The organism is Acetobacter senegalensis (genome assembly GCF_001580995.1).
GTDB lineage: Bacteria > Pseudomonadota > Alphaproteobacteria > Acetobacterales > Acetobacteraceae > Acetobacter > Acetobacter senegalensis.
On sequence record NZ_LHZU01000091.1, the window covers coordinates 1 to 19,618 of the forward strand.

20 protein-coding genes and 1 pseudogene are annotated in these 19,618 nt (G+C 55.9%); 13 read left to right on the forward strand and 8 right to left on the reverse strand.

Translation table 11 applies throughout. The features are described 5' to 3' along the window. A partial coding sequence (locus AD948_RS18480; protein WP_211264419.1) for a hypothetical protein occupies positions 1 to 223 on the forward strand: 223 nt, incomplete at its 5' end. Positions 224 to 350: 127 nt separating this feature from the next. On the opposite strand, the gene AD948_RS02355 is transcribed toward AD948_RS18480, so the two are convergent. The 4 genes from AD948_RS02355 to AD948_RS02370 form a co-directional block, all read right to left on the reverse strand. Further along, positions 351 to 1,334 (reverse strand): NAD-dependent epimerase/dehydratase family protein, encoded by a 984-nt coding sequence (locus tag AD948_RS02355; protein ID WP_039903161.1) that lies wholly within the window; start codon positions 1,332 to 1,334, stop codon positions 351 to 353. Between the two features lie 91 nt (positions 1,335 to 1,425). Then, positions 1,426 to 1,929, reverse strand: a complete 504-nt coding sequence (locus AD948_RS02360; RefSeq protein ID WP_006557172.1) for a DUF192 domain-containing protein — start codon at positions 1,927 to 1,929, stop codon at positions 1,426 to 1,428. A gap of 14 nt (positions 1,930 to 1,943) precedes the next feature. Beyond that, positions 1,944 to 2,597, reverse strand: a complete 654-nt coding sequence (locus AD948_RS02365) for an MBL fold metallo-hydrolase (RefSeq protein ID WP_061470485.1) — start codon at positions 2,595 to 2,597, stop codon at positions 1,944 to 1,946. Positions 2,598 to 2,796: 199 nt separating this feature from the next. After that, on the reverse strand, positions 2,797 to 3,210 hold the full coding sequence (locus AD948_RS02370) for a host attachment protein (RefSeq protein ID WP_058988134.1): 414 nt from the start codon (positions 3,208 to 3,210) through the stop codon (positions 2,797 to 2,799). Between the two features lie 219 nt (positions 3,211 to 3,429). Between AD948_RS02370 and AD948_RS02375 the strand changes: the two genes are divergently transcribed. The 4 genes from AD948_RS02375 to AD948_RS02390 all read left to right on the forward strand — a co-directional run bounded on the left by AD948_RS02375 (position 3,430) and on the right by AD948_RS02390 (position 6,619). After that, a complete protein-coding gene (locus AD948_RS02375; RefSeq protein WP_082782259.1) occupies positions 3,430 to 4,479 on the forward strand; it encodes an XdhC family protein in 1,050 nt (349 codons plus the stop codon). Continuing rightward, on the forward strand, positions 4,473 to 5,114 hold the full coding sequence (locus AD948_RS02380; RefSeq protein ID WP_061470481.1) for a nucleotidyltransferase family protein: 642 nt from the start codon (positions 4,473 to 4,475) through the stop codon (positions 5,112 to 5,114). Before AD948_RS02375 ends, AD948_RS02380 begins: the two co-directional genes overlap by 7 nt. An 82-nt stretch (positions 5,115 to 5,196) precedes the next feature. Beyond that, the gene (locus AD948_RS02385; protein ID WP_006557167.1) at positions 5,197 to 5,547 is read left to right on the forward strand and encodes a RidA family protein; all 351 of its coding nucleotides are present in this window, start codon (positions 5,197 to 5,199) and stop codon (positions 5,545 to 5,547) included. Positions 5,548 to 5,851: 304 nt separating this feature from the next. Then, positions 5,852 to 6,619 (forward strand): CHAP domain-containing protein, encoded by a 768-nt coding sequence (locus AD948_RS02390; RefSeq protein ID WP_061470482.1) that lies wholly within the window; start codon positions 5,852 to 5,854, stop codon positions 6,617 to 6,619. A 95-nt stretch (positions 6,620 to 6,714) separates the two neighbouring features. On the opposite strand, the gene AD948_RS02395 is transcribed toward AD948_RS02390, so the two are convergent. Next, complete coding sequence (locus AD948_RS02395) at positions 6,715 to 7,320, reverse strand: YqgE/AlgH family protein (protein WP_006557164.1); 606 nt, start codon at positions 7,318 to 7,320, stop codon at positions 6,715 to 6,717. Between the two features lie 212 nt (positions 7,321 to 7,532). Here AD948_RS02395 and AD948_RS02400 point away from each other — a divergent pair, with 212 nt between their 5' ends. Next, complete coding sequence (locus AD948_RS02400; RefSeq protein WP_058988129.1) at positions 7,533 to 8,429, forward strand: polyphosphate kinase 2 family protein; 897 nt, start codon at positions 7,533 to 7,535, stop codon at positions 8,427 to 8,429. A 115-nt stretch (positions 8,430 to 8,544) separates the two neighbouring features. Continuing rightward, a complete protein-coding gene (locus AD948_RS02405; RefSeq protein WP_039903156.1) occupies positions 8,545 to 9,036 on the forward strand; it encodes a DUF3465 domain-containing protein in 492 nt (163 codons plus the stop codon). 152 nt (positions 9,037 to 9,188) lie between these two features. Here the strand turns inward: AD948_RS02405 and clpA are convergent, their stop codons facing one another. After that, complete coding sequence (clpA, locus tag AD948_RS02410) at positions 9,189 to 11,546, reverse strand: ATP-dependent Clp protease ATP-binding subunit ClpA (protein ID WP_006557161.1); 2,358 nt, start codon at positions 11,544 to 11,546, stop codon at positions 9,189 to 9,191. A gap of 156 nt (positions 11,547 to 11,702) precedes the next feature. Next, positions 11,703 to 12,083, reverse strand: coding sequence for an ATP-dependent Clp protease adapter ClpS (gene clpS / locus AD948_RS02415; protein ID WP_006557160.1), 381 nt, complete (start codon positions 12,081 to 12,083; stop codon positions 11,703 to 11,705). A gap of 359 nt (positions 12,084 to 12,442) precedes the next feature. Between clpS and AD948_RS02420 the strand changes: the two genes are divergently transcribed. From AD948_RS02420 to AD948_RS02435, 4 genes are all read left to right on the forward strand, one after another. After that, positions 12,443 to 13,531, forward strand: a complete 1,089-nt coding sequence (locus tag AD948_RS02420) for a D-alanyl-D-alanine carboxypeptidase family protein (RefSeq protein ID WP_081473504.1) — start codon at positions 12,443 to 12,445, stop codon at positions 13,529 to 13,531. Positions 13,532 to 13,641: 110 nt separating this feature from the next. Next, the gene (map, locus tag AD948_RS02425; protein WP_006557157.1) at positions 13,642 to 14,442 is read left to right on the forward strand and encodes a type I methionyl aminopeptidase; all 801 of its coding nucleotides are present in this window, start codon (positions 13,642 to 13,644) and stop codon (positions 14,440 to 14,442) included. A 6-nt stretch (positions 14,443 to 14,448) separates the two neighbouring features. Further along, positions 14,449 to 16,269: a gamma-glutamyltransferase gene (gene ggt / locus AD948_RS02430; RefSeq protein WP_061470483.1), complete on the forward strand. Its 1,821-nt coding sequence runs from the start codon at positions 14,449 to 14,451 to the stop codon at positions 16,267 to 16,269. 146 nt (positions 16,270 to 16,415) lie between these two features. Continuing rightward, complete coding sequence (locus AD948_RS02435; protein WP_058988127.1) at positions 16,416 to 16,922, forward strand: DUF523 domain-containing protein; 507 nt, start codon at positions 16,416 to 16,418, stop codon at positions 16,920 to 16,922. Positions 16,923 to 17,118: 196 nt separating this feature from the next. Here the strand turns inward: AD948_RS02435 and AD948_RS02440 are convergent, their stop codons facing one another. Continuing rightward, positions 17,119 to 18,168 (reverse strand): lysine-2,3-aminomutase-like protein, encoded by a 1,050-nt coding sequence (locus AD948_RS02440; RefSeq protein WP_061470484.1) that lies wholly within the window; start codon positions 18,166 to 18,168, stop codon positions 17,119 to 17,121. A gap of 20 nt (positions 18,169 to 18,188) precedes the next feature. Here AD948_RS02440 and epmA point away from each other — a divergent pair, with 20 nt between their 5' ends. Next, positions 18,189 to 19,253 carry an EF-P lysine aminoacylase EpmA gene (gene epmA, locus AD948_RS02445; RefSeq protein WP_082782258.1) on the forward strand — a complete coding sequence of 355 codons (1,065 nt, stop codon included), beginning with the start codon at positions 18,189 to 18,191 and terminating at the stop codon, positions 19,251 to 19,253. Positions 19,254 to 19,336: 83 nt separating this feature from the next. Then, a pseudogene (locus AD948_RS02450) lies at positions 19,337 to 19,618 on the forward strand (hypothetical protein); the annotation flags it as partial.

Below are 19,618 nucleotides of genomic sequence, written 5' to 3' on the forward strand. Positions count from 1 at the left end.
AATGTTAACTATTGTCCATGATCGCGCCCATCTTCACCCCAACAAGACCCACACAGCCTCAGGAGCAGCCGTAACCCTCAGCAGGTCGCCAAGCACACCATACGCCGGAAGTAAGAAGCCACTTCCGCACAACTTCCCCCATCCCAGCACCCTCACGCCACGGCACGGCAAGGCACTCATGAAGCAACACCACACTAACTACAGCCAGCCCAGCCAACCCTGAGCACACTAGGCGCAGCAGCACGCCCAGATTACCTCACCCACAAACACAACAATCGCAGAAAGCCGCCCCTCCAACCCCGCAAACAAAGCAAAAAAAATCCCCGCAAAAAACGGGGATCTGTTGTTCTCTACAAAAGGGCGGGGCTGGAATTTTCGTATCTTCGGAACCAAGCCACAAACTCGCTGATACCGTCTTCGAGGTGGGTGGTCGGTTTCCAGCCAGTCAGATCGTGAATGGCATCAATAGAGGCCCATGTTGTTTCAACATCAGCTTCTGGCCGAGGGCGCAATCGCAGCTTGGCTGTGCATCCCAGTTCGCGCTCAAGCAACTTCACCAGATACCGAACAGGTTCTGGCCGGTGATTGCCAATATTCAGCACGCGCGCTTCGCCTGCGGGAGGCGGAGTTTCATAAACGGCGAGAACACCTGCCACCACGTCTGAGATGTAGGTGAAGTCCCGCGCCAGCGCGTCTCCTTCGTAAAGGGTAACATCTTTTCCGTGGGATATGGCCTGCGCAAAGCTGTAATAGGCCATATCCGGCCGCCCCCAAGGGCCATACACCGTGAAAAACCGTAGGCCTGTCTGCGGCAAACCATAGAGATGGCTATAGGTGGATGAGGTCAGTTCTCCTGCACGTTTTGTAACGGCGTAAAAAGAGCCGGGCTCATCAACCCTGTCGGTTTCCCGAAACGGCAAGGACGTATTGCGCCCATACACTGACGAGGAAGAGGCATAAACCAGATGTTCCAACCTTGGCAGCCTGCGGGCAAATTCAAGCACGGACACATGTCCGAGCACATTTGACTCAGCGAAGGCCGCCGGATTGTTCATGGAATACCGAACGCCCGCTTGTGCAGCAAAATGGAGCACGCCAGTGATGGAGGGTTCCTGCTCAGCAATCTGCGTAAGGGCAGATGTATCTGACACTTCAAGCTGATGGAAAACAAAATGTGGCTGCTGTTGCAAGCGGGCCAGACGCGCCTGTTTCAGAGCAGGGCTGTAATAGGTATTCAGGTTATCAACCCCGATAACCCTCTCTCCTCTTGCCAGAAGCGCCTGACTGACATGGTAGCCAACGAAGCCAGCCGCCCCTGTTACAAAAATCGTCACGTTCTTGCCTCGATACAACCCCCTGATTGGGATTGCGTATATCCTCTAACGTTTTTTCTGCCTGACTCAACCAGGCAGAAAAAACACGACGTCAGGATTTTTTCTCCAGAGACGGCGCTTCCACCTTGTCCCCCACGGTTATACCCATCTTGGCTGTTACCCCGCCAGCCAGTTCAAGTGTAGCCGAAACCGGCCCATGACTGCTGATATGAGCCAGACTGCGTGGCACGGCATTTTCTGCAATGGCCTGAATACGATGATCTGGCGCTATGAACACGATATCAAGCGGAACCAGCGTATTTTCCATCCACATGTCGCTCTGTTGAGGAGTGGCCCAAAGAAACAACATACCGCTATTATCCGGCAGGTTGGTGCGGAACATTTCTCCCACCTGCTGCTGGCGTGGCGTACGCGCCAGTTCTACTGAAAACACGTGTCGGCCGCTGGCAGACACAATCGTCAGATTTTCACGTGGCAACACCGGCTGAGCCTGTGTTGGTTCGCTCATATCTTCCGTGCTGGCCATGGCAGTGGCTCCCAACACGCTACCTGCCAGAAGGCAGGCCGCTGCCACCCCAAGAATACCCTGTCTCACTTACGAACTCCTAATCAACCGGCACAGAGAAACGGATTGTTCATGCGTTCAGCACCCAAGGTGCTTGAGCCACCATGCCCCGGCATAATGACAACATCATCCCCCAAGGGAAGCAGTTTTTCTTTGATAGATCTTACAAGAAGATGTCCATCCCCATAAGGGAAGTCCGTGCGCCCCACGGTGCCACGGAACAGGGTATCCCCCACAAAGGCGAAGCGTGCTGCCTTATCAACAAACACAACATGGCCGGGGGTGTGGCCCGGAACATGCAGGACATCAAACGTTCGCCCGGCAACCTTTACCTGCTCGCCCTCGGCAAGGTACCGATCCACCTTGGCGTTTTCCAGCCCTTCCAGACCGAAATGGCGTGCCTGATTTTCAATGGAGGACAGAAGAAACTCATCTTCCACTGTTGGACCAATAACAACAGGAGGCGTTTCTTGTGTTTTAGCCAGCAAACGGGAAAGCGCGGCCACTCCTCCGACATGATCAAGATGCCCATGTGTCAGCAGAATCGCCTCTACCGTCAGACCATTCTGCCGGATGACCTCTGCCAGCACATCCGCATCGCCTCCGGGGTCCACCACCACAGCCTGCCGTGTTGCTTCATCCCACAAGACAGAACAGTTCTGACGAAAAGGCGTTACCGGGATAACCTGCAACTGCATGCCAGAATAGGCCTGGTGCAAAACTGTTCTCCTCCATCATCCAAACTACGCACGCGCGTGGCACGACATTGTCTCTCCCCTGCAACTGTTGAGAGAAACGTTCCTGCTTTCACTGACGCGCTTCCAAGACAACGTCCATAAAAAAACTGCCAGAGGCAACGCTCTGGCAGTTTTGTGACAAATAACTAGACCGCAGACCTCAGGCAGGAAGCTGCCAGCCGGTTGCCGGAATATCAAAATGGCTCCGCAGGTCATGCGCCGGAATGTTTGTGAGATCCTTGGGGAAGCTCTTGATCAGCTTGGCTTCTGCCGGTTTGCTGAGATGCGTGCGGATTTCATGCAGCACAGGCGCAGGGGCTGCCAGCACAAAGCCGTCAATCTGACCACCCTTGTTTACCAGCGCATTGATGCGATCGGCCACAACGCGGGCAAAGGCATCTTTTGCGTTGTCTGCCGGTGTGGACCCGGACGGAACTTTGCCGGGCGTGCCTTCATGATCATGCGCATCAAAATCCTGCACATCTTTGAATTCACCCTGAGCGTCATGCAGGAAACGGACTTTGCCGCCATCCGCCACAACGTAGATTACGCGACCGTCTCTTGATTCTGCCATTTTATAGCATCCTTGCTTTCTTAAATAACACTCTGTTGTAACGTAGTGTTCTTCTCCGACGTATCAAGAGGGGGTGCAACAGGGAACCTCTCCTTCAAGCAGCCCTGCCCCTTGTTTCGGTTGTGTGCAGAAGACACGTAATTGTTATAAACTGGCTGCATGACCGCCCTGCCCCTGCCCTCCTCGCACCTTGCCCACGCAAGCCCACGTCCACAGGTAATGACCCCGCTTGACCATGCCTTAAGCTGGGTTCGGGCAGGCCAGAAAGTTGCGCTGGCAACAGTGGTTGGCACATGGGGCAGTTCACCCCGTCCAGCCGGAAGCTTCATGGCTATCAGCGAGACAGGACGCGTTGAAGGATCTGTGAGTGGCGGCTGCGTTGAAACTGACGTCATCACCACCGCGCAGGCCATCATGGATGGCGCACCGGCGGAAATCCTCTCCTACGGTGTCAGCAGCAAACGGGCGTGGGATGTCGGGTTGGCCTGTGGAGGCAAGCTGGATGTTCTGGTGGAAGCCATTGGCTGCAAGACCTGCCCCACAGGTACCTTTCCATTTCACCTTCTGGAAGAAGCCTGCATTTTTCAGGCAAGCCGGAAACCTGCCGTGCTAATGCGCACCCTGGATACCCGTCAGCATCGACTTATGAATGCCTCCTGCACCACAGAAAAAGCAGACCTTCTGACCAATGCGGCACAGGAGTGCCTGCGCCACGGCAGATGCAGCACGCTTACAGAAAATGGGACGGATTGGTTCCTGCAGCCTCTTACGCCGCCGCCGCGCCTGCTCATTGTCGGGGCTGTGCATATTGCCCAGCATCTGGCGCAAATGGCCATGATGACCGGGCTTTCTCCCTTAGTGATAGATCCGCGCACAGCGCTGGCGACCCCGGAACGTTTCCCTGGTTTTATTCCAGGCGAAACGCTGATTACAGAATGGCCGGATGAAGCGCTGGAAGCGTTGGGCATGGACAGCATGACCGCCATTGTCACCCTGACTCATGATGCCAAGCTTGATGACCCTACACTGGAAGCCGCCTTACGAGGCTCCGCCTTCTATATTGGGGCTTTAGGCTCACGCAAAACGCAGGCAAGCCGAATGAAGCGTTTGAAGGAAATCGGCTTTTCTGATCAGGATCTGAAGCGTATTCATGGGCCAGTCGGGTTAGCGATTGGTGCCGTGGGTGCGGAAGAAATCGCTCTCTCCATCCTTGCAGAAATAGTGGCCGTTCGGCGTGGTTCACCTCTTGCCGAGCAACCGGGGTGGTAGCGGAAAAAAACGCTTTCCGGCCAGTAGCTCTTGTGCTGGCTGCCGGGCGTTCCTCCCGCACGGCGCCTGCCCATAAGCTGATGGCACAAGACGCCGCAGGCCAAACCATGCTGGCCAGAACCACCTCTGCGGCCCTTCTGAGCAAAGCCGAGCAGGTGGTGGTGGTGGTTCCGCCCGACAAACCGGAACTTGCCGCGCATTTGCAAGCTACCTTCAAGAACACCCCCAAGCTGCATTTTTGTCTCGCACAGAATGCGGCGGACGGGCTTTCAGCCTCTTTGCGAGCCGGAATTGAAGCCGCCGAGGCCCTGAAAGCCTCAACTCTACTGGTATGTCTGGGCGACATGCCGTTGGTTTCTGTCGGGCTGCTGAATAGTCTGCTGGCAGAACACAGACGCTACCACGCCGTTGCCACTGCGCCGGACCGTGGAGGCCGCCCAGCCAACCCGGTGGTGTGGGAAAGCACGGCATTCGAGGCGCTGAAACAGGTGCGTGGAGATAAAGGAGGGCGCTCCCTTCTTCAGGCACTCGGGCAGAAAGTGCATCTGGTGCCTGCGCCTCTTGAGGAACTTGTGGATTTTGATACGGCTGAGCGGTTGGCGGCCTATGCCCGCCTGCCTGCACAGTCCGGTTGACCGCGACACGCTTAGCCGGAACACTGGCCCTATCGGAGCGGCACAGGGCTGCCTCTGTTATTGCAAAAGCAAGAGACCTTTCATGAGCAAGATTCTACGGACAAACCCCAACCCGATTCTTTCTTCCGTGGTGGAATACCATGGCTTTATTTTCACGCAGGGCGTGGTTGCCCGCAATCTGGACTTGGATATTGAAGGCCAGACCAAGGACGTTCTGGAACAGATTGACGCCCTGCTGGAACAGCATGGAACGGATAACACCCGCCTGCTGCAGGCCCAGATCTGGCTGAAAGACATCAATGATCGGGACGCGATGAACAAGCTGTGGAGCGCGTGGCTTCCGGAAAATCATGCCCCTGCCCGCGCATGCGTACAGGCCGCCATGGCTGACCCCCGCGTGCTGGTTGAAATCATGCTGATTACGACAAAATAATCTGACTTGCTCCGGCCGGGACGAGATCGCAGCGCGTGGCATCCGCGCCACAGTTTTGCGACTCCCTGCTGCCGGAGCCTCTTCCACATTTTCAGGCTTACGCACCCGACACAAAGGGAATTCAGGCAGATTCGTGGCTTATTATAGGAATTTATTCCTATTTTTTTTCTGTAACCACCCTGTCGTGTGCAAACCCTGAAAAGAGTGTTTTTGCTCCGCATTGAGCGCTTGCCTGACCTGCACAGATGTTTATACCTAACCGCAGACAACTTTTAAGCCCGCGATGCAGGAAAGGTACGCTGAGATGCGAGATGGACGGCCTGGTGCTTTTAAACTGAAAATGGCTGTTGTTTCGCTTCTGTCCTTATCCGCTTTCATACAGCCTGCTATGGCCAAAAGCCGCAGTGTGGCGCACAGACACGCTACCCCCCACAAAATGACCTTTACCGCTGCCTCCTACCATGGTGCAGCAGGCCGTTACGCTGGGGGCCGCTGGCATCCGGCTTCCGGCAGCCGGTGGCACAGAGGTGGTTATGGTGGGCACGTTATTCAGTGTGTGGCTTATGCCCAGAATGCTTCTGACGTTATGCTCCACGGGAATGCCCGTGACTGGTGGCATAATGCAGCTGGCGTGTATGAACGCGGCTCTGCCCCGGAACCGGGTAGTGTGCTGAATTTCCGTAGCACACGCCGCATGCCACTCGGCCATGTGGCTGTTGTGCGGAATATTGTTGATAGCCGCACCATTGTCATTGACCAATCCCACTGGGCGCAGAACGGCATCAGCCGCAATGTTCAGGTCATTGACGTTTCCCCCAACAATGACTGGTCAGCCGTCCGCGTGGCGCTGAATAATCGGTCTGGCGGATTTGGGTCCATTTATCCCACCTTCGGCTTTATCTATGGCCGCCGCCCTGGCACCAACTCTCACGCCAATGACGTAATGACGGCTTGGGCAAAGAAAATGAACGCGCAGAACGGTGCCACTCAGCTTGCACAGGCTCCTGCCACGGCACGCCCCATCAGCAGCGGCGCAGAAGAAGACGGTATTACCTTCGCTGGCCAGAACTGAACTTCTGTCACTATAACGCATTAAAGCACTGTCCGTTTTCCTACGGACAGTGCTTTTTTTGATCTATAATAAAGCATGCCGGAATGCCTGATACCTCAGGCGTGGCCGGTTTGGCCCGTCAGGCTGACGGGATCAATATCAATGGCGGCCAGAGCCTGCCGCCACTTCACCCCATAATCCTGCCCGAACACAATCTCACGCGAAGGCGGAGCAAGCAGCCAAGCATCATGACGGAAGATTTCTTCCTCAAGTTGCCCGGTTCCCCAACTGGCATGCCCCATAGCCAGCAATGCATCCTGCGGGCCACTTCCTTCTGCAATGTCCTTGAGCACGTCCAGACTGGCTGTCAGGGTCACGCCACCCGTCACGGATAGGCTGCCTTCACTTTTCCAATCGGAAGAATGCAGAACAAAACCCCGCGTTTCGTCCACCGGGCCACCGGCGCACACACCAATTCTGCGCAAGGGTGGGATAGGGCCAATGTCCAGTTGCTCCAGAACATCATCCAGTCCCGGCTTGGGCAAGCGCCGATTGACCACCAGCCCCATTGCGCCACCATCATGAGCATGGGCGCACACGTAAATAACTGTTCTTGCAAAAGGAGTATCTCCCAAAGCGGGCGATGCCACCAGAAGAAGCCCAGTTAAGGAATGGCCTGGCTGCGTTGACTGTTTGAGAAGAGAGATATGCTTGAAAGCCATAGTTTGGATATGAGGTGAAGCTTGCAGTTTGGCAAGTTTTTGCCCCTCCCCGCCCCCTATAATTCTTATGACATTCAAAGCGGGAAAGAGCCGTTATTTTTTATGGCCGCCCTCGCGAGCCTCCCGCCACACAAAGAACAGACCTCCTTGCTGGTCTTTTTACAAAGCGGTCATTCAGGCATAGCATCGCGCCAGAACAAGGAAGGATCAGCATGAACAAGCTCGCTAAATTTCTGCGCGCACTGGACAGCTACCACATTACAGATGGCGATAAATTTGATCTGAAAGACCATAATCCGAACGATGACGGGGATCTGGGGCTGACCAAGGCAGATGGCGCCAAGCTTCTGAAAACTGTGAAAAAACGCCTGTTGGACCTTCAGGATCTTCTTTACGCCAACCAGACACATTCTGTTCTGATCATTCTGCAAGGTATGGATGCCGCTGGCAAGGATGGCACTATCAAGCACGTCATGTCCGGCGTTAATCCACAAGGTGTTTCCGTTACATCCTTCAAACAGCCTGGCCCGACAGAACTTCTGCATGGTTTTTTGTGGCGTATTCATCTGGCAGCCCCACAGGTCGGGCGGATTGTGATTTTCAACCGCAGCCAGTACGAAGATGTTCTGGTTACCCGTGTTCACCCAGAACTTTTGGAGCATGAGCATTTAAGCGGCGAGATCAATACCCCGGAATTTTGGGCCGGACGATACAGCGATATCCGCCATCTGGAGCATTACCTGTCCCGACAAGGGACTATTGTTCTGAAATTCTTCCTGAATATTTCACGCGAAGAGCAAAGAGAACGCCTTCTTGCCCGTTTGGACATTCCAGATAAACGGTGGAAATTCTCTCCGTCAGACCTGCGTGAACGCGAATATTGGGATGACTATCAGAAAGCCTATCAGGCTGCCATTTCTGAAACCGCCCGCCCCTATGCGCCATGGATTATCGTCCCATCCAACCATAAATGGTATGCGCGCCTCGTTGTTATCGGTGCCATTATCCGCGCCCTGCAGAACCTGCAACAACAGGCACCCAAACCAGCTCCAGAAGTTGGCAAATTTCTGGATGACTACCGCGCGCGGCTCTTAAAAGAGCAGCCTTAACATACAGCAACCGTAAGAAAGCGCGGCCCAATCTGATTGACATGGACTGCGCCGCACCTCATTGCCTGCTCAGATCATGTCTGATCTTTACTGTTTGAAGGAAGGTTTTCCGTTAATGGCAGCGTCCGCCTTTTACCGCTCCCTTTTTGGTGCAGGCCTTCTGGCTTTGGGGTCATCTCTTGCCACCTCCCCTGCTTTTGCAAGAGAATCATCCACCTATCAGACTGCGCCCGCAAGCTGCGACAACCGTGATTTCATTGCGAAGCAGCAGGCCTTTGAAAACGGTGGCCCCAAGGCCGATGTGCCTGTGCATCTCTGCGGAACTGTTGTCGCCATTTCTCCCAAGGCTAAACGGACGCGAAGTGGCTGGCATGGTTATTTCTATGTTGCTGTTGCTCCGAATATCTCCATCCGCATTGTCTCCGGTCTGGATGAAATGAACGCGCCGGCATGGCCATGGGTCAACAAAGGCGATCAGGTGGAAGTCGTTGGTCGCTATTATTATGATTCCTTGCGTCGGCAAGGCGTGGACTGGACGCACCATGGCACAGGCTGGTCCTGGCACGTGCCGGGGTATGTAACCGTCAATGGCAAACGTTACGAGTAAAGGAATACCTGAAAAGTCTGCCAGCCCTTGCTGGAGACTTTTCGGTCTCTGACTGGAACAGGCTTTACGCCCAACCTATCACCATGAAAAACGGCCAGTCAGACTAATCTGGCTGGCCGTTTCCCGTTTTGACTTCAGAAGAAAGGAGCAGATTATCCTGCTGCTTCTTCCTCTTTTTCATTGCCCCGTTCGTCTTCATCAGATGACGGGCTGCCAAGCACCTTGCTTTCAACAATATCGAAAGTCAGGGCACCGTTCTTCAGGCCGATCTTCACTGCACCGCCTTTGACAAGTTTGCCAAACAGCAGTTCTTCCGCCAGCGGCTTCTTGAGCGATTCCTGAATGACCCTGCCCAACGGACGCGCGCCATACAGTCTGTCATACCCACGTTCGGCCAGCCATTCCTTGGCTGCGGAAGACAGTTCGATCGTCACGTTACGGTCTGCAAGCTGTGCTTCAAGCTGCAACACAAACTTTTCGACCACACGGCCCACCGTTTCCGGTGTCAGGTTAGCGAACGGAATGATCGCATCCAGACGGTTACGGAATTCCGGTGTGAACAGCCGCTTGATGGCTTCCTCATCTTCACCATCACGCGCGATACGCCCAAACCCGATGGCTTCCTTGCTCAGATCAGCTGCCCCGGCATTTGTGGTCATGATCAGGATAACGTTCCTGAAATCGACCGTCTTGCCGTTATGGTCTGTCAGTCTGCCGTGATCCATCACCTGCAGCAGCACGTTATACAGATCCGGATGAGCCTTTTCGATTTCATCCAGAAGCAGCACGGCATGCGGATGCTGGTCAATGGCGTCGGTCAGCAGACCACCCTGATCAAACCCGACATATCCCGGAGGAGCCCCCAGCAGACGGGAAATGGAGTGACGCTCCATATATTCCGACATGTCAAAACGGATCAGTTCGATACCAAGTGTGGACGCCAACTGCCGGGCCACTTCCGTTTTCCCGACCCCAGTGGGGCCAGAGAACAGATAGTTGCCAATCGGCTTTTCAGGATCACGTAGGCCAGCACGAGACAGCTTGATGGCGGCAGACAGGGTTTCAATTGCCTGATCCTGCCCGAACACCATCCCTTTCAGGTCACGTTCCAGAGCCCGCAGCACTTCTTTATCGTCAGCAGAAATGCTCTTGGGCGGAATGCGCGCAATCCGGGCAATGATGTCTTCCACATCCTTCAGGTTCACGGTTTTACGCCGCTTGCCTTCAGGCAGAAGCATGCGGGACGCCCCAACTTCATCAATCACGTCAATTGCCTTATCCGGCAGTTTCCGATCATGAATGTATTTGGCGGACAGTTCCACTGCCCCGCGAATGGCTTCTTCCGTGTAACGAACCTTGTGGTGCTTTTCGTAGCTGCTTTTCAGACCACGCAGGATTTTCACCGCATCATCCACAGTGGGTTCCGGCACATCAATTTTCTGGAACCGGCGCACAAGGGCGCGGTCCTTTTCAAAATGCTGGCGGAATTCCTTATATGTGGTGGACCCGATGCACCGCAGCGTGCCAGCCGCCAGAGCAGGTTTCAGCAAGTTGGAGGCATCCATGGCCCCGCCTGATGTTGCCCCGGCCCCGATCACCGTATGAATTTCATCAATGAACAGGATACCGTGCGGGTCCTGATCCAGTTCTGTCACAACGGCTTTCAGGCGTTCTTCAAAGTCACCACGATAGCGGGTGCCTGCCAGCAACGCGCCCATATCCAGCGAGTAGATGGTCGCTTTCAGCAGCACTTCAGGCACATTGCCTTCCACAATGCGGCGGGCGAGCCCTTCCGCAATGGCGGTTTTACCCACCCCGGGGTCCCCCACATAAAGCGGGTTGTTCTTGGTACGGCGGCACAGGATCTGAATGGTGCGTTCAACTTCCGTATCGCGCCCGATCAAAGGATCAATTTTGCCCGCTTCCGCCTTTGCATTCAGGTTGATGCAATAGGTGGACAACGCATCCTGATTTTTCTGTGTCCGTGTTTCGCCGCGCTCTCCATCTTCGTTCTTGTCCGAGCCTGAACCGGAATTGGTACCCGTGCCAGTAACCGGACGGCGCGTGGAACGATCAGGAGCCTTGGCAATCCCGTGGGAGAGAAAATTCACAGCATCCAGCCGCGTCATGTCCTGCAGTTGCAGGAAGTACACGGCATGGCTTTCCCGTTCAGCAAACAAGGCAACAAGTACGTTCGCACCCGTCACTTCATCACGCCCGGTAGACTGCACATGTATGGCCGCACGCTGAATAACGCGCTGGAAAGCCGCTGTAGGTTTGGGTTCTGTCGGGCGGTCAGACGCCAGACCCGCCAGATCCTTATCAAGAAAACCGGTCAGATCGGTCCGCAGGCGTTCCAGATCAACGCCGCATGCCCGGAACACCGTAACGGCATCCGCATCATCGACCAGGGCAAGCAGCAGATGCTCAAGCGTCGCATATTCGTGATGCCGTTCACCGGCCAGAATAAGTGCCTTATGCAGCGTCTGCTCAAGATTGCGTGACAACATGACGAGACGCTCCTTTCCCCAGTTTCCCAGACCGTAACACTGTGTCCAATGAGACGTCTGGTTCCCTCAGAATCATATTTGGCTGCTTTGAGCGGAATTGCGAGTCAGAACCGCATAAAAAAGACGCTATGGGCGACTTTTTTTCGTTTACTCGCCTTAATCCTTTTCAATCGTACATTGTAACGGGTGCTGATTCTGGCGCGCAAGGTCCATAACCTGCGTCACTTTTGTTTCTGCAACCTCGTATGTGAACACGCCGCACACACCAACACCGCGCTTGTGCACGTTCAGCATGATACTGGTGGCTTCATCCCGATTCTTGTTGAAGAAGCGTTCAAGCACATGCACCACAAATTCCATGGGCGTGTAATCGTCGTTCAGCATCAGAACTTTGTACATGGCGGGTTTGCGGGTTTTGGGCTTGGCCCGCACCACGACCCCGGCATCGCTGCCGTCATCATCCGACTCCGCGCCGCCGCCATTACGTCGAGACGGCCCATTACCCGCATGCAGGACTGAAAAAGAACGGGATGCCATCAGGCCAGAACTCCGCTTCCGAACTTTGAGAGGGAAAGACATGCGCTATCATATTGGAATTCAGCACAGGGATGGAAGAGGCCATTGCATCTGAAACGCCCTGATTTCAAGACGCTATCGTAAAGATTGCCACATTTATGCCACATAACAGGCTAACACCAAGTACAAGAACACCGCGCCAAGGTCAGGATTCTCCAGTTTTTTTATCGACGCGGTCTTGCAATCTGAAGTACCAGACTGAATTATCCTGAGAATAAAGCAGGTGGGATCGCGCAGTGGCAGACATTTACGCAACAGGACGCACAACAGACACTCCAACACAAGGTCTGGACTCTTCTCGCCGTAAACGACGCCCTGCCATGCGTAAATGGGTTGGCCTGCTGGCCGGTGTGGCGTTGACCACCTTTGCCAGCCAGCGCGCAGCCCACGCCCAGTATGCGGGCCAGATCAGTTCCATTGTGATGGACGCCAAAACCGGGGCTGTTCTTTCCCAGACTGATCCCGACCTGCGCCGCTACCCTGCCAGTCTGACAAAACTGATGACGCTTTACATGGCGTTTTCCGCGCTGCGCGCTGGTACCATCACGCTTGATCAGGCTGTTCCTGTTTCCATTCATGCCGCGACAATGGAACCTTCCAAGCTTGGTTTGGTTCCCGGCACCCGTCTGACCGTTGAACAGGCCATGCTGGCGCTGGTGACCAAATCTGCCAATGATGCCGCCTGTGCTCTGGGTGAATTTCTGGGCGGCGGAAGCGAACCACAATTTGCCGCCATGATGACCCAGCAGGCACGTGCGCTTGGCATGAACAACACCACATTCCGCAACGCTTCCGGCCTGCCTGACCCGGATCAGATGACCACCGCGCGGGATCTGGCCATTCTGGCCCGCCATATCGTGACGGATTTTCCGGAAGATTATCATTATTTCTCCGTGGCCGCTTTCCGCTTTCATGGCCGCATGATCCCCAACCATAACCCCATGCTGAAGGCCTATGTCGGCGCGGACGGCATGAAGACCGGCTACACGCAGGAAGCAGGCCGCAATCTGGTGACCTCAGCTATCCGCAATGATGTGCGGCTTGTTGGGGTGGTAATGGGCGCATCTTCCAACCCGCAGCGTACCCTTGTGATGGCAGATCAGCTTGACCGAGGCTTTGATGCCGAAGGGGTTGCCCCGGTTGCGCGTCCGCTGGTTCTGGCACGCAACGTAGTACCGGCTCATCGCCGTGGCGGACGGGTGATCATGCTGGCGGCGGCTTCAGCCCGCCACGGACACGCACCGCTTGAAGTGGCAGAAGCGCCGTTGAGCCGTCATACCCGGCATGTGCGTGCAACGCCTGTTTCAGGTGGCCATCATGTCCGGCTGATTGGGGCCAAGGTTCATCCGGCAACGGCGACCACCACCAAGCATGTTCATCGGGCTCATTCCACCCGTAATCATACCTGAATTCTTTTCCACAACCCGTTTCCAGGCCGGAAGCGGGTTGCCTTTACTGCCGCCTCACTCCATTTTGCATATCTCTAAATTAAGATCTGCAAAAATCACGGAGCATAAGCATGGCCGGCAGAAGCGGCATTGTCCTGCATACTGAAGAAGATTTTGAAGGCCTTCGCGCTGCGGGCCGTCTGGCTGCCGCCACGCTGGATATGATCACCCCTTACGTCAAGCCGGGTGTCACCACCGAGGAACTTGACCGCCTTATTCACGAATACACGCTGGATCATGGCGCTATTCCGGCTCCGCTGAATTATCGGGGCTACCCCAAGGCAAGCTGCATTTCCATCAACCATGTGGTGTGCCACGGCATCCCTAGCGAAAAGCGCCTGCAGGACGGTGATATCGTTAATATTGATGTCACCTCCATTGTTGATGGCTGGTATGGCGACAACAGCCGTATGTACACCGTTGGCAAGGTGCCGGTAAAAGCCGCCAAACTGATAAAAACCACCTATGACTGCCTCATGCGCGGCATAGAGGTTGTGCGCCCCGGTGCCACCTTGGGCGACGTAGGGCATGCCATCCAGACTCTGGCCGAGAAAAACCGTTATTCCATTGTGCAGGATTTCTGCGGGCATGGCATTGGCCGCACCTTCCACGCGGAACCCAACGTGCTGCATTACGGTCGGCCGGGCGAAGGTTTGAAACTGAAGGCGGGCATGGTGTTTACCATCGAACCCATGCTCAATATCGGCCGTCCGGACGTAAAAATTCTGGATGATGGCTGGACAGCAGTAACACGTGACCGTTCTCTTTCAGCACAGTTTGAGCATATGCTGGGGGTAACAGAAACGGGATATGAGATTTTCACACTCTCCCCGGCTGGATATACTTGCCCACCCTACCCTGTTGAAGGCTGATCACGTATGATGCTTCCGCCCCGTCGATCCTCGTCTGGCCTGCCTTTACGTCTGCGTTTTGCCGCCATGGTTTTTCTCGCCTGCGGCACGGCTGGTTTTTCCACGGTATCTTTTGCCGCACCAGCCAGTTCATCCGCACCGGACCCGCTGGCTTATGGCAAGGACCAGCCAGACGGCCTCCCTCCGCTGGCTCCTACGCCGGGCAAGCATGGCATGGCGGTTTCTGCACAGAAACTGGCGTCGGATGTCGGGGCGCAGATTTTGGCCAAGGGCGGCAATGCGGCTGATGCGGCCGTTGCCATGGGATATGCACTTGCCGTTGTGTATCCTGCGGCGGGGAATATTGGCGGCGGTGGCTTCATGCTTCTGCGGCAGCCGGGCAAACCGTCCATTTTCATTGATTTTCGTGAAAAAGCGCCGCTGGCCGCGTCAGCGGATATGTATCTGGACGCCAAGGGCAACGTGATCCCTGACCTGTCCATTACAGGCTGGAAAGCCGTGGCTGTGCCCGGCACAGTGGCAGGTCTGGATCATATTCACCGCAAATGGGGGCGGTTGTCCCGCAAGGTTGTCATGGAGCCAGCCATCAAACTGGCACGAGATGGCTTTGTGCTTGGAGAGGGTGATGTGGCCCTGCTCAATACCTCTACGGATGCTTTCCGCGCCAGCCCTGAAGCCCGCGCCATTTTTCTTCGGCCCGATGGGTCACCCCTGCAGGTAGGGGACAGGCTGGTTCAAACCAATCTGGCCCGTTCTCTGGAACTCGTGGCTCAACAGGGAGCAGACGCATTCTATAAAGGCCCGATAGCCAAAACGCTGGTTCAGGCATCGCAAAAAAATGGTGGTCTGCTTCAGGCCGCTGATTTTGAACGTTACCAGCCTCGTGAGCTTTCTCCGCTAAGCTGCCATTATCGGGGCTATGTGGTGGAAACCTCTCCTCCGCCTAGCGGCGGCGGCATCGCACTGTGTGAAATTCTGGATATTCTTTCCGGGTATGACATGCACGCGCTTGGCCTGCACACCGCGCCGGCTTTGCAGCGTGAAATTGAAGCCATGCGCCATGCTTATTCAGACCGTCGTGGGCTTGGTGACCCGGCTTTTGTGCAAAACCCGGTGCAGCATCTGCTAGACCCTGCTTACGCGGCAGATGTGCGTACCCATATTCCCACAGATACGGCTGTACCATCCAGCACTCTGAAGGAAGGCGAAGCGACACCGGAGAAACACGAGACCACCCATTTTTCGGTGATTGATAAAGACGGATTTGCCATTTCCACCACCTACACGCTGAACGGCTGGTTTGGTGCGAAAGTGATTGGGGGCGACACCGGATTTTTCCTGAACGATGAAATGGATGATTTCTCGGCCAAACCGGGATCTCCCAACATGTTCGGCATTGTCGGCAGCAAGGCCAACGCCATTGCGCCGGGCAAAACGCCTCTCTCCTCCATGTCTCCCACCATTGTCTCCCGCAATGGCAAACCTGTTCTGATTATCGGCAGCCCGGGTGGCTCACGCATTCCCACCATTGTGCTGTCCGTTATTCTGGGAGTGGTGGATTATGGGCTGGATATTCAGCAGGCCATTGATCTGCCGCGCCTGCATCAGCAGTGGCTGCCGGAAGCGGTAGAAGTGGAAGCTGGCGCTGTCACACCCCAGGTAGAAACCACGCTGGAGCATGAAGGCTATACCTTCTCTCCCCATGCGCCATGGGGCATGCCGGAAGGTATTCTGGTTGGCGGCCCCAAGCTGGGAGAAAAAGGCTCTGCCCATTATTATGGTGGATATGACCGCAGACACCCCGGCGGAGGCGCCACAGGCGAATAACAGCGTGCAGGGGCATCCCCACTCACACGGTGGATAGCCCTGCAAACAGGCCGCTTCTCCCTTTTACAAAAGGCGCGTTCCTCCTGAAGAGCGCGCCTTTTCTATTCCCTTTGGCTCCGGATTACGGGCATTGGTTTTCTTGGCTTATGGAACATCCTGCTAAAATTCTGGTCAGCGCATGCCTGCTGGGCCAGCCCGTCCGTTACGATGGGTCCGCCAAAACGCTGGCCCATACTCATCTTGAACGCTGGCAGAAAGAGGGCCGCATCATTGCGCTTTGCCCGGAACGGGCCGCCGGTCTCCCCACGCCTCGCCCTGCTGCTGAAATTGCCGACCGTGAAAACGGATTGGCGGTTCTGGAAGGTAAAGGCCGTGTCATGGATAATACGGGAGCCGATGTTACAGCCGCATTTGTCGCTGGTGCACAGGCCGCCCTTGCGTTGGCCCAAGCCAACCAGTGTCAGTTTGCACTTTTGATAGATGGTAGTCCGTCCTGTGGCAGCCTGTCTGTTTATGACGGCAGTTTTACGGGCCACAAACATGCCGGAGAAGGTGTGACCGCCGCTTTACTCCGCCAACATGGGGTGGAAGTTTTTGCCCATACGGACATCGACGCCCTGCACACCAGACTGCAGGCTTCCACTCTCTCCTGAACTGAGGGACCATAGGCCGCAAGCCCGTCGGGCACGGAACTCAAGACCTTTTTTGAAAATCAGAAGGCCAATATCAAAACTCTGACGGACGTGAGGTAAGCCCCTCAGGGAGCGAGACCACCGAAAGCCGAAAGCCGTCAATCAACAGCCTTCCCACTCATGTGGCACATATTCTGCAGGGTCAGGAGGTGTGTCGTTATAGCCGCGCCAGTGTGTGCGCCTTTCCCTCCGGATCACGCACCTGTAGCGCTCCATCCACATAATCCGGCCCCAAAGGGACCTTGCCGTAACCACCCGGAATATCCAGCACGTAGGTGGGCCACGCCAAGCCTGTGACACGCCCCCGCAAACCCGCCAGCAATTTCTGCCCTTCTTCAACAGGCACATGGAACCGCGCCGTGCCGGGTGCCGGGTCCAGTTGATGCAGGTAATAGGGGCGCATCCGCACTTCCACCATGCTGCGGAACAGGGCTTCCAGTGCCTCTTCCCGATCATTCACCCCCCGAAGCAGCACAGACTGGCCGAGCAGGGGAATGCCCCGCCGAACAATACGCTTCAGGCTTGCCCGCGCGGCTTCTGTCATTTCTCGGGCATGATTAACGTGAACCGCCATCCACACCGCCTTGTCCGACTCCAAAACATCCAGCAGGGCATCCGTCACCCGTTCAGGTGCTGCTACCGGCACACGGCTATGCAGCCGAATGGTGGTGACATGCGGCATGGCGGAAAGCGCCACCATGATCTGGCCCAGCCGCCGCGGAGAGAGCATGAGCGGATCTCCCCCTGTCAGAATCACTTCCTGAATTTGGGGATGGGTACGAAGCCACTCGAACGCTTTTTCCAGCGCGGCATCATCCAGCACGCCACCATCTGGCCCCACATGCTCCCGCCGAAAGCAGAATCGGCAATAAAGCGGGCAAATCAGCAACGGCTTGAGCAACGCACGATCTGCGTAACGATGCACAATACCGGGCACAGGAGAGAGCGCATCATCCCCGATCGGGTCTGACCGTTCTTCCGGTGTGACCAGCAGTTCCTCCGGCGAGGGGATGACCTGAATGCCTATCGGGTCATCCGGCTGCTCAATCAGGTCAAGAAAAGCAGGAGGAATGGTTGTGGCATACTGCTCTGCCACAGCTTCAAGCGCAGCCTTCTGCTCTGGCGGCACCAGACCAGCGGCAATCAGATCATCAGGCGTGCGTAAGGGCCTGCGGGATGAAGGATGGGGCTTGACCGAATGAGACATGTCACGGCTCTACTCTCACCATGTCCATTCCTGCAACAACACAACGCACGGCACCCGCTTCCTCAGCCTCTTTTTCTGGCGGGGAAGACCCTGACCATATTCGGGACCGGCTGCCTTTTCTGCATCGGCGGAGCATGATGCAACGTGGTGTTCGGGCGTTTCTGGAAGCCCGAGGCCACATGGAAGTAGAAACCCCGTACGCGGTGCCCACACCGGGGGAGGAAGTGCATTTGCACCCTTTCCATACCGTCAGGGAAACGCCACAGGGCCAGCAGGAAGACCTGTTCCTTCATACCAGCCCGGAATTCGCCATGAAGCGGATTGTGGCTGCCACCGGGCTGCCGGTGTTCCAGTTTGCGCGGGTATGGCGCAATGGGGAGCGCAGCGGCCTGCACGCACCGGAATTTACCATGCTGGAATGGTATCACCCGGGCCTCGGCCTCAGTGGCCTGATGGATGAGACAGAAGCTCTGATGAAAGCGGTGCTGCCTTCTGTACTGAACCACCCAGGGTCAGCAGGCACGCAAGACACGCTGGATCTGACCCAGCCTTTTGAACGCCTGACAATGGAAGAGGCTTTTCAGCGCCATGCCGGCATTGATCTGCTCCCAACCGAAGGAGATGCACAGGCCCTCGCCGTAGCAGCAGGTTGCCCTCTGCGAGACGGCGAAAATTGGGAAGATCTGTTTTTCCGGCTGCTGCTGGAACGGATTGAGCCCGCCATTGGCCGCACACGTCCTACGTTCCTGACACACTGGCCCGCCAGTCAGGCGGCCCTTGCCTGCCGGGACCCCGCCAACCCGCAGGTGGCCTTGCGGTTTGAACTCTATGCCGCAGGCATGGAACTGGCGAATGCCTTTGAAGAACTGACCGACGCCACGGAGCAACGCACCCGTTTTCATGCAGACCGCGCGGCCCGGCGCAGCCTCTACCCACAAAGACCAGATTGGCCAATGGACGAAGCCCTGCTTCGTGCGTTACCACAAATGCCGCCTTGCTCCGGCATAGCGCTGGGGTTTGACAGACTTGTCATGCTTGCCTGTGGAACATCCCGCATACAGGATGTCTTGTGGATAAGCGTTTAGTCTGTAACAGTTCTACCGGTTTGTTTCGCTCATGGTCCGGCAGGGCGCCGGACTGGCATGTTTCACCTTGTCGGGATTTTGTCATGACACACAGAAAACGCCTTTTCCTGGTGGGCATGCTTTCTCTGGCTGCTTGCCAGGTGCCTACAGCCAAGGAACGCCGCATGCTCGATTCCATGATCGGCAAGCAGGCGGTGGATGTTGTGCGCACCTTTGGTGTCCCGACACGGGAATTCAAATCAGGTGACCATACCTTCCTGGCCTACATCAACCAGCAGACCGATTATTCCTCACCCATGGGTGGCTGGGGATATGGTGGCTGGGGTGGCGGCTGGGGCGGAGGATACGGCGGCTGGGGTGGTGGC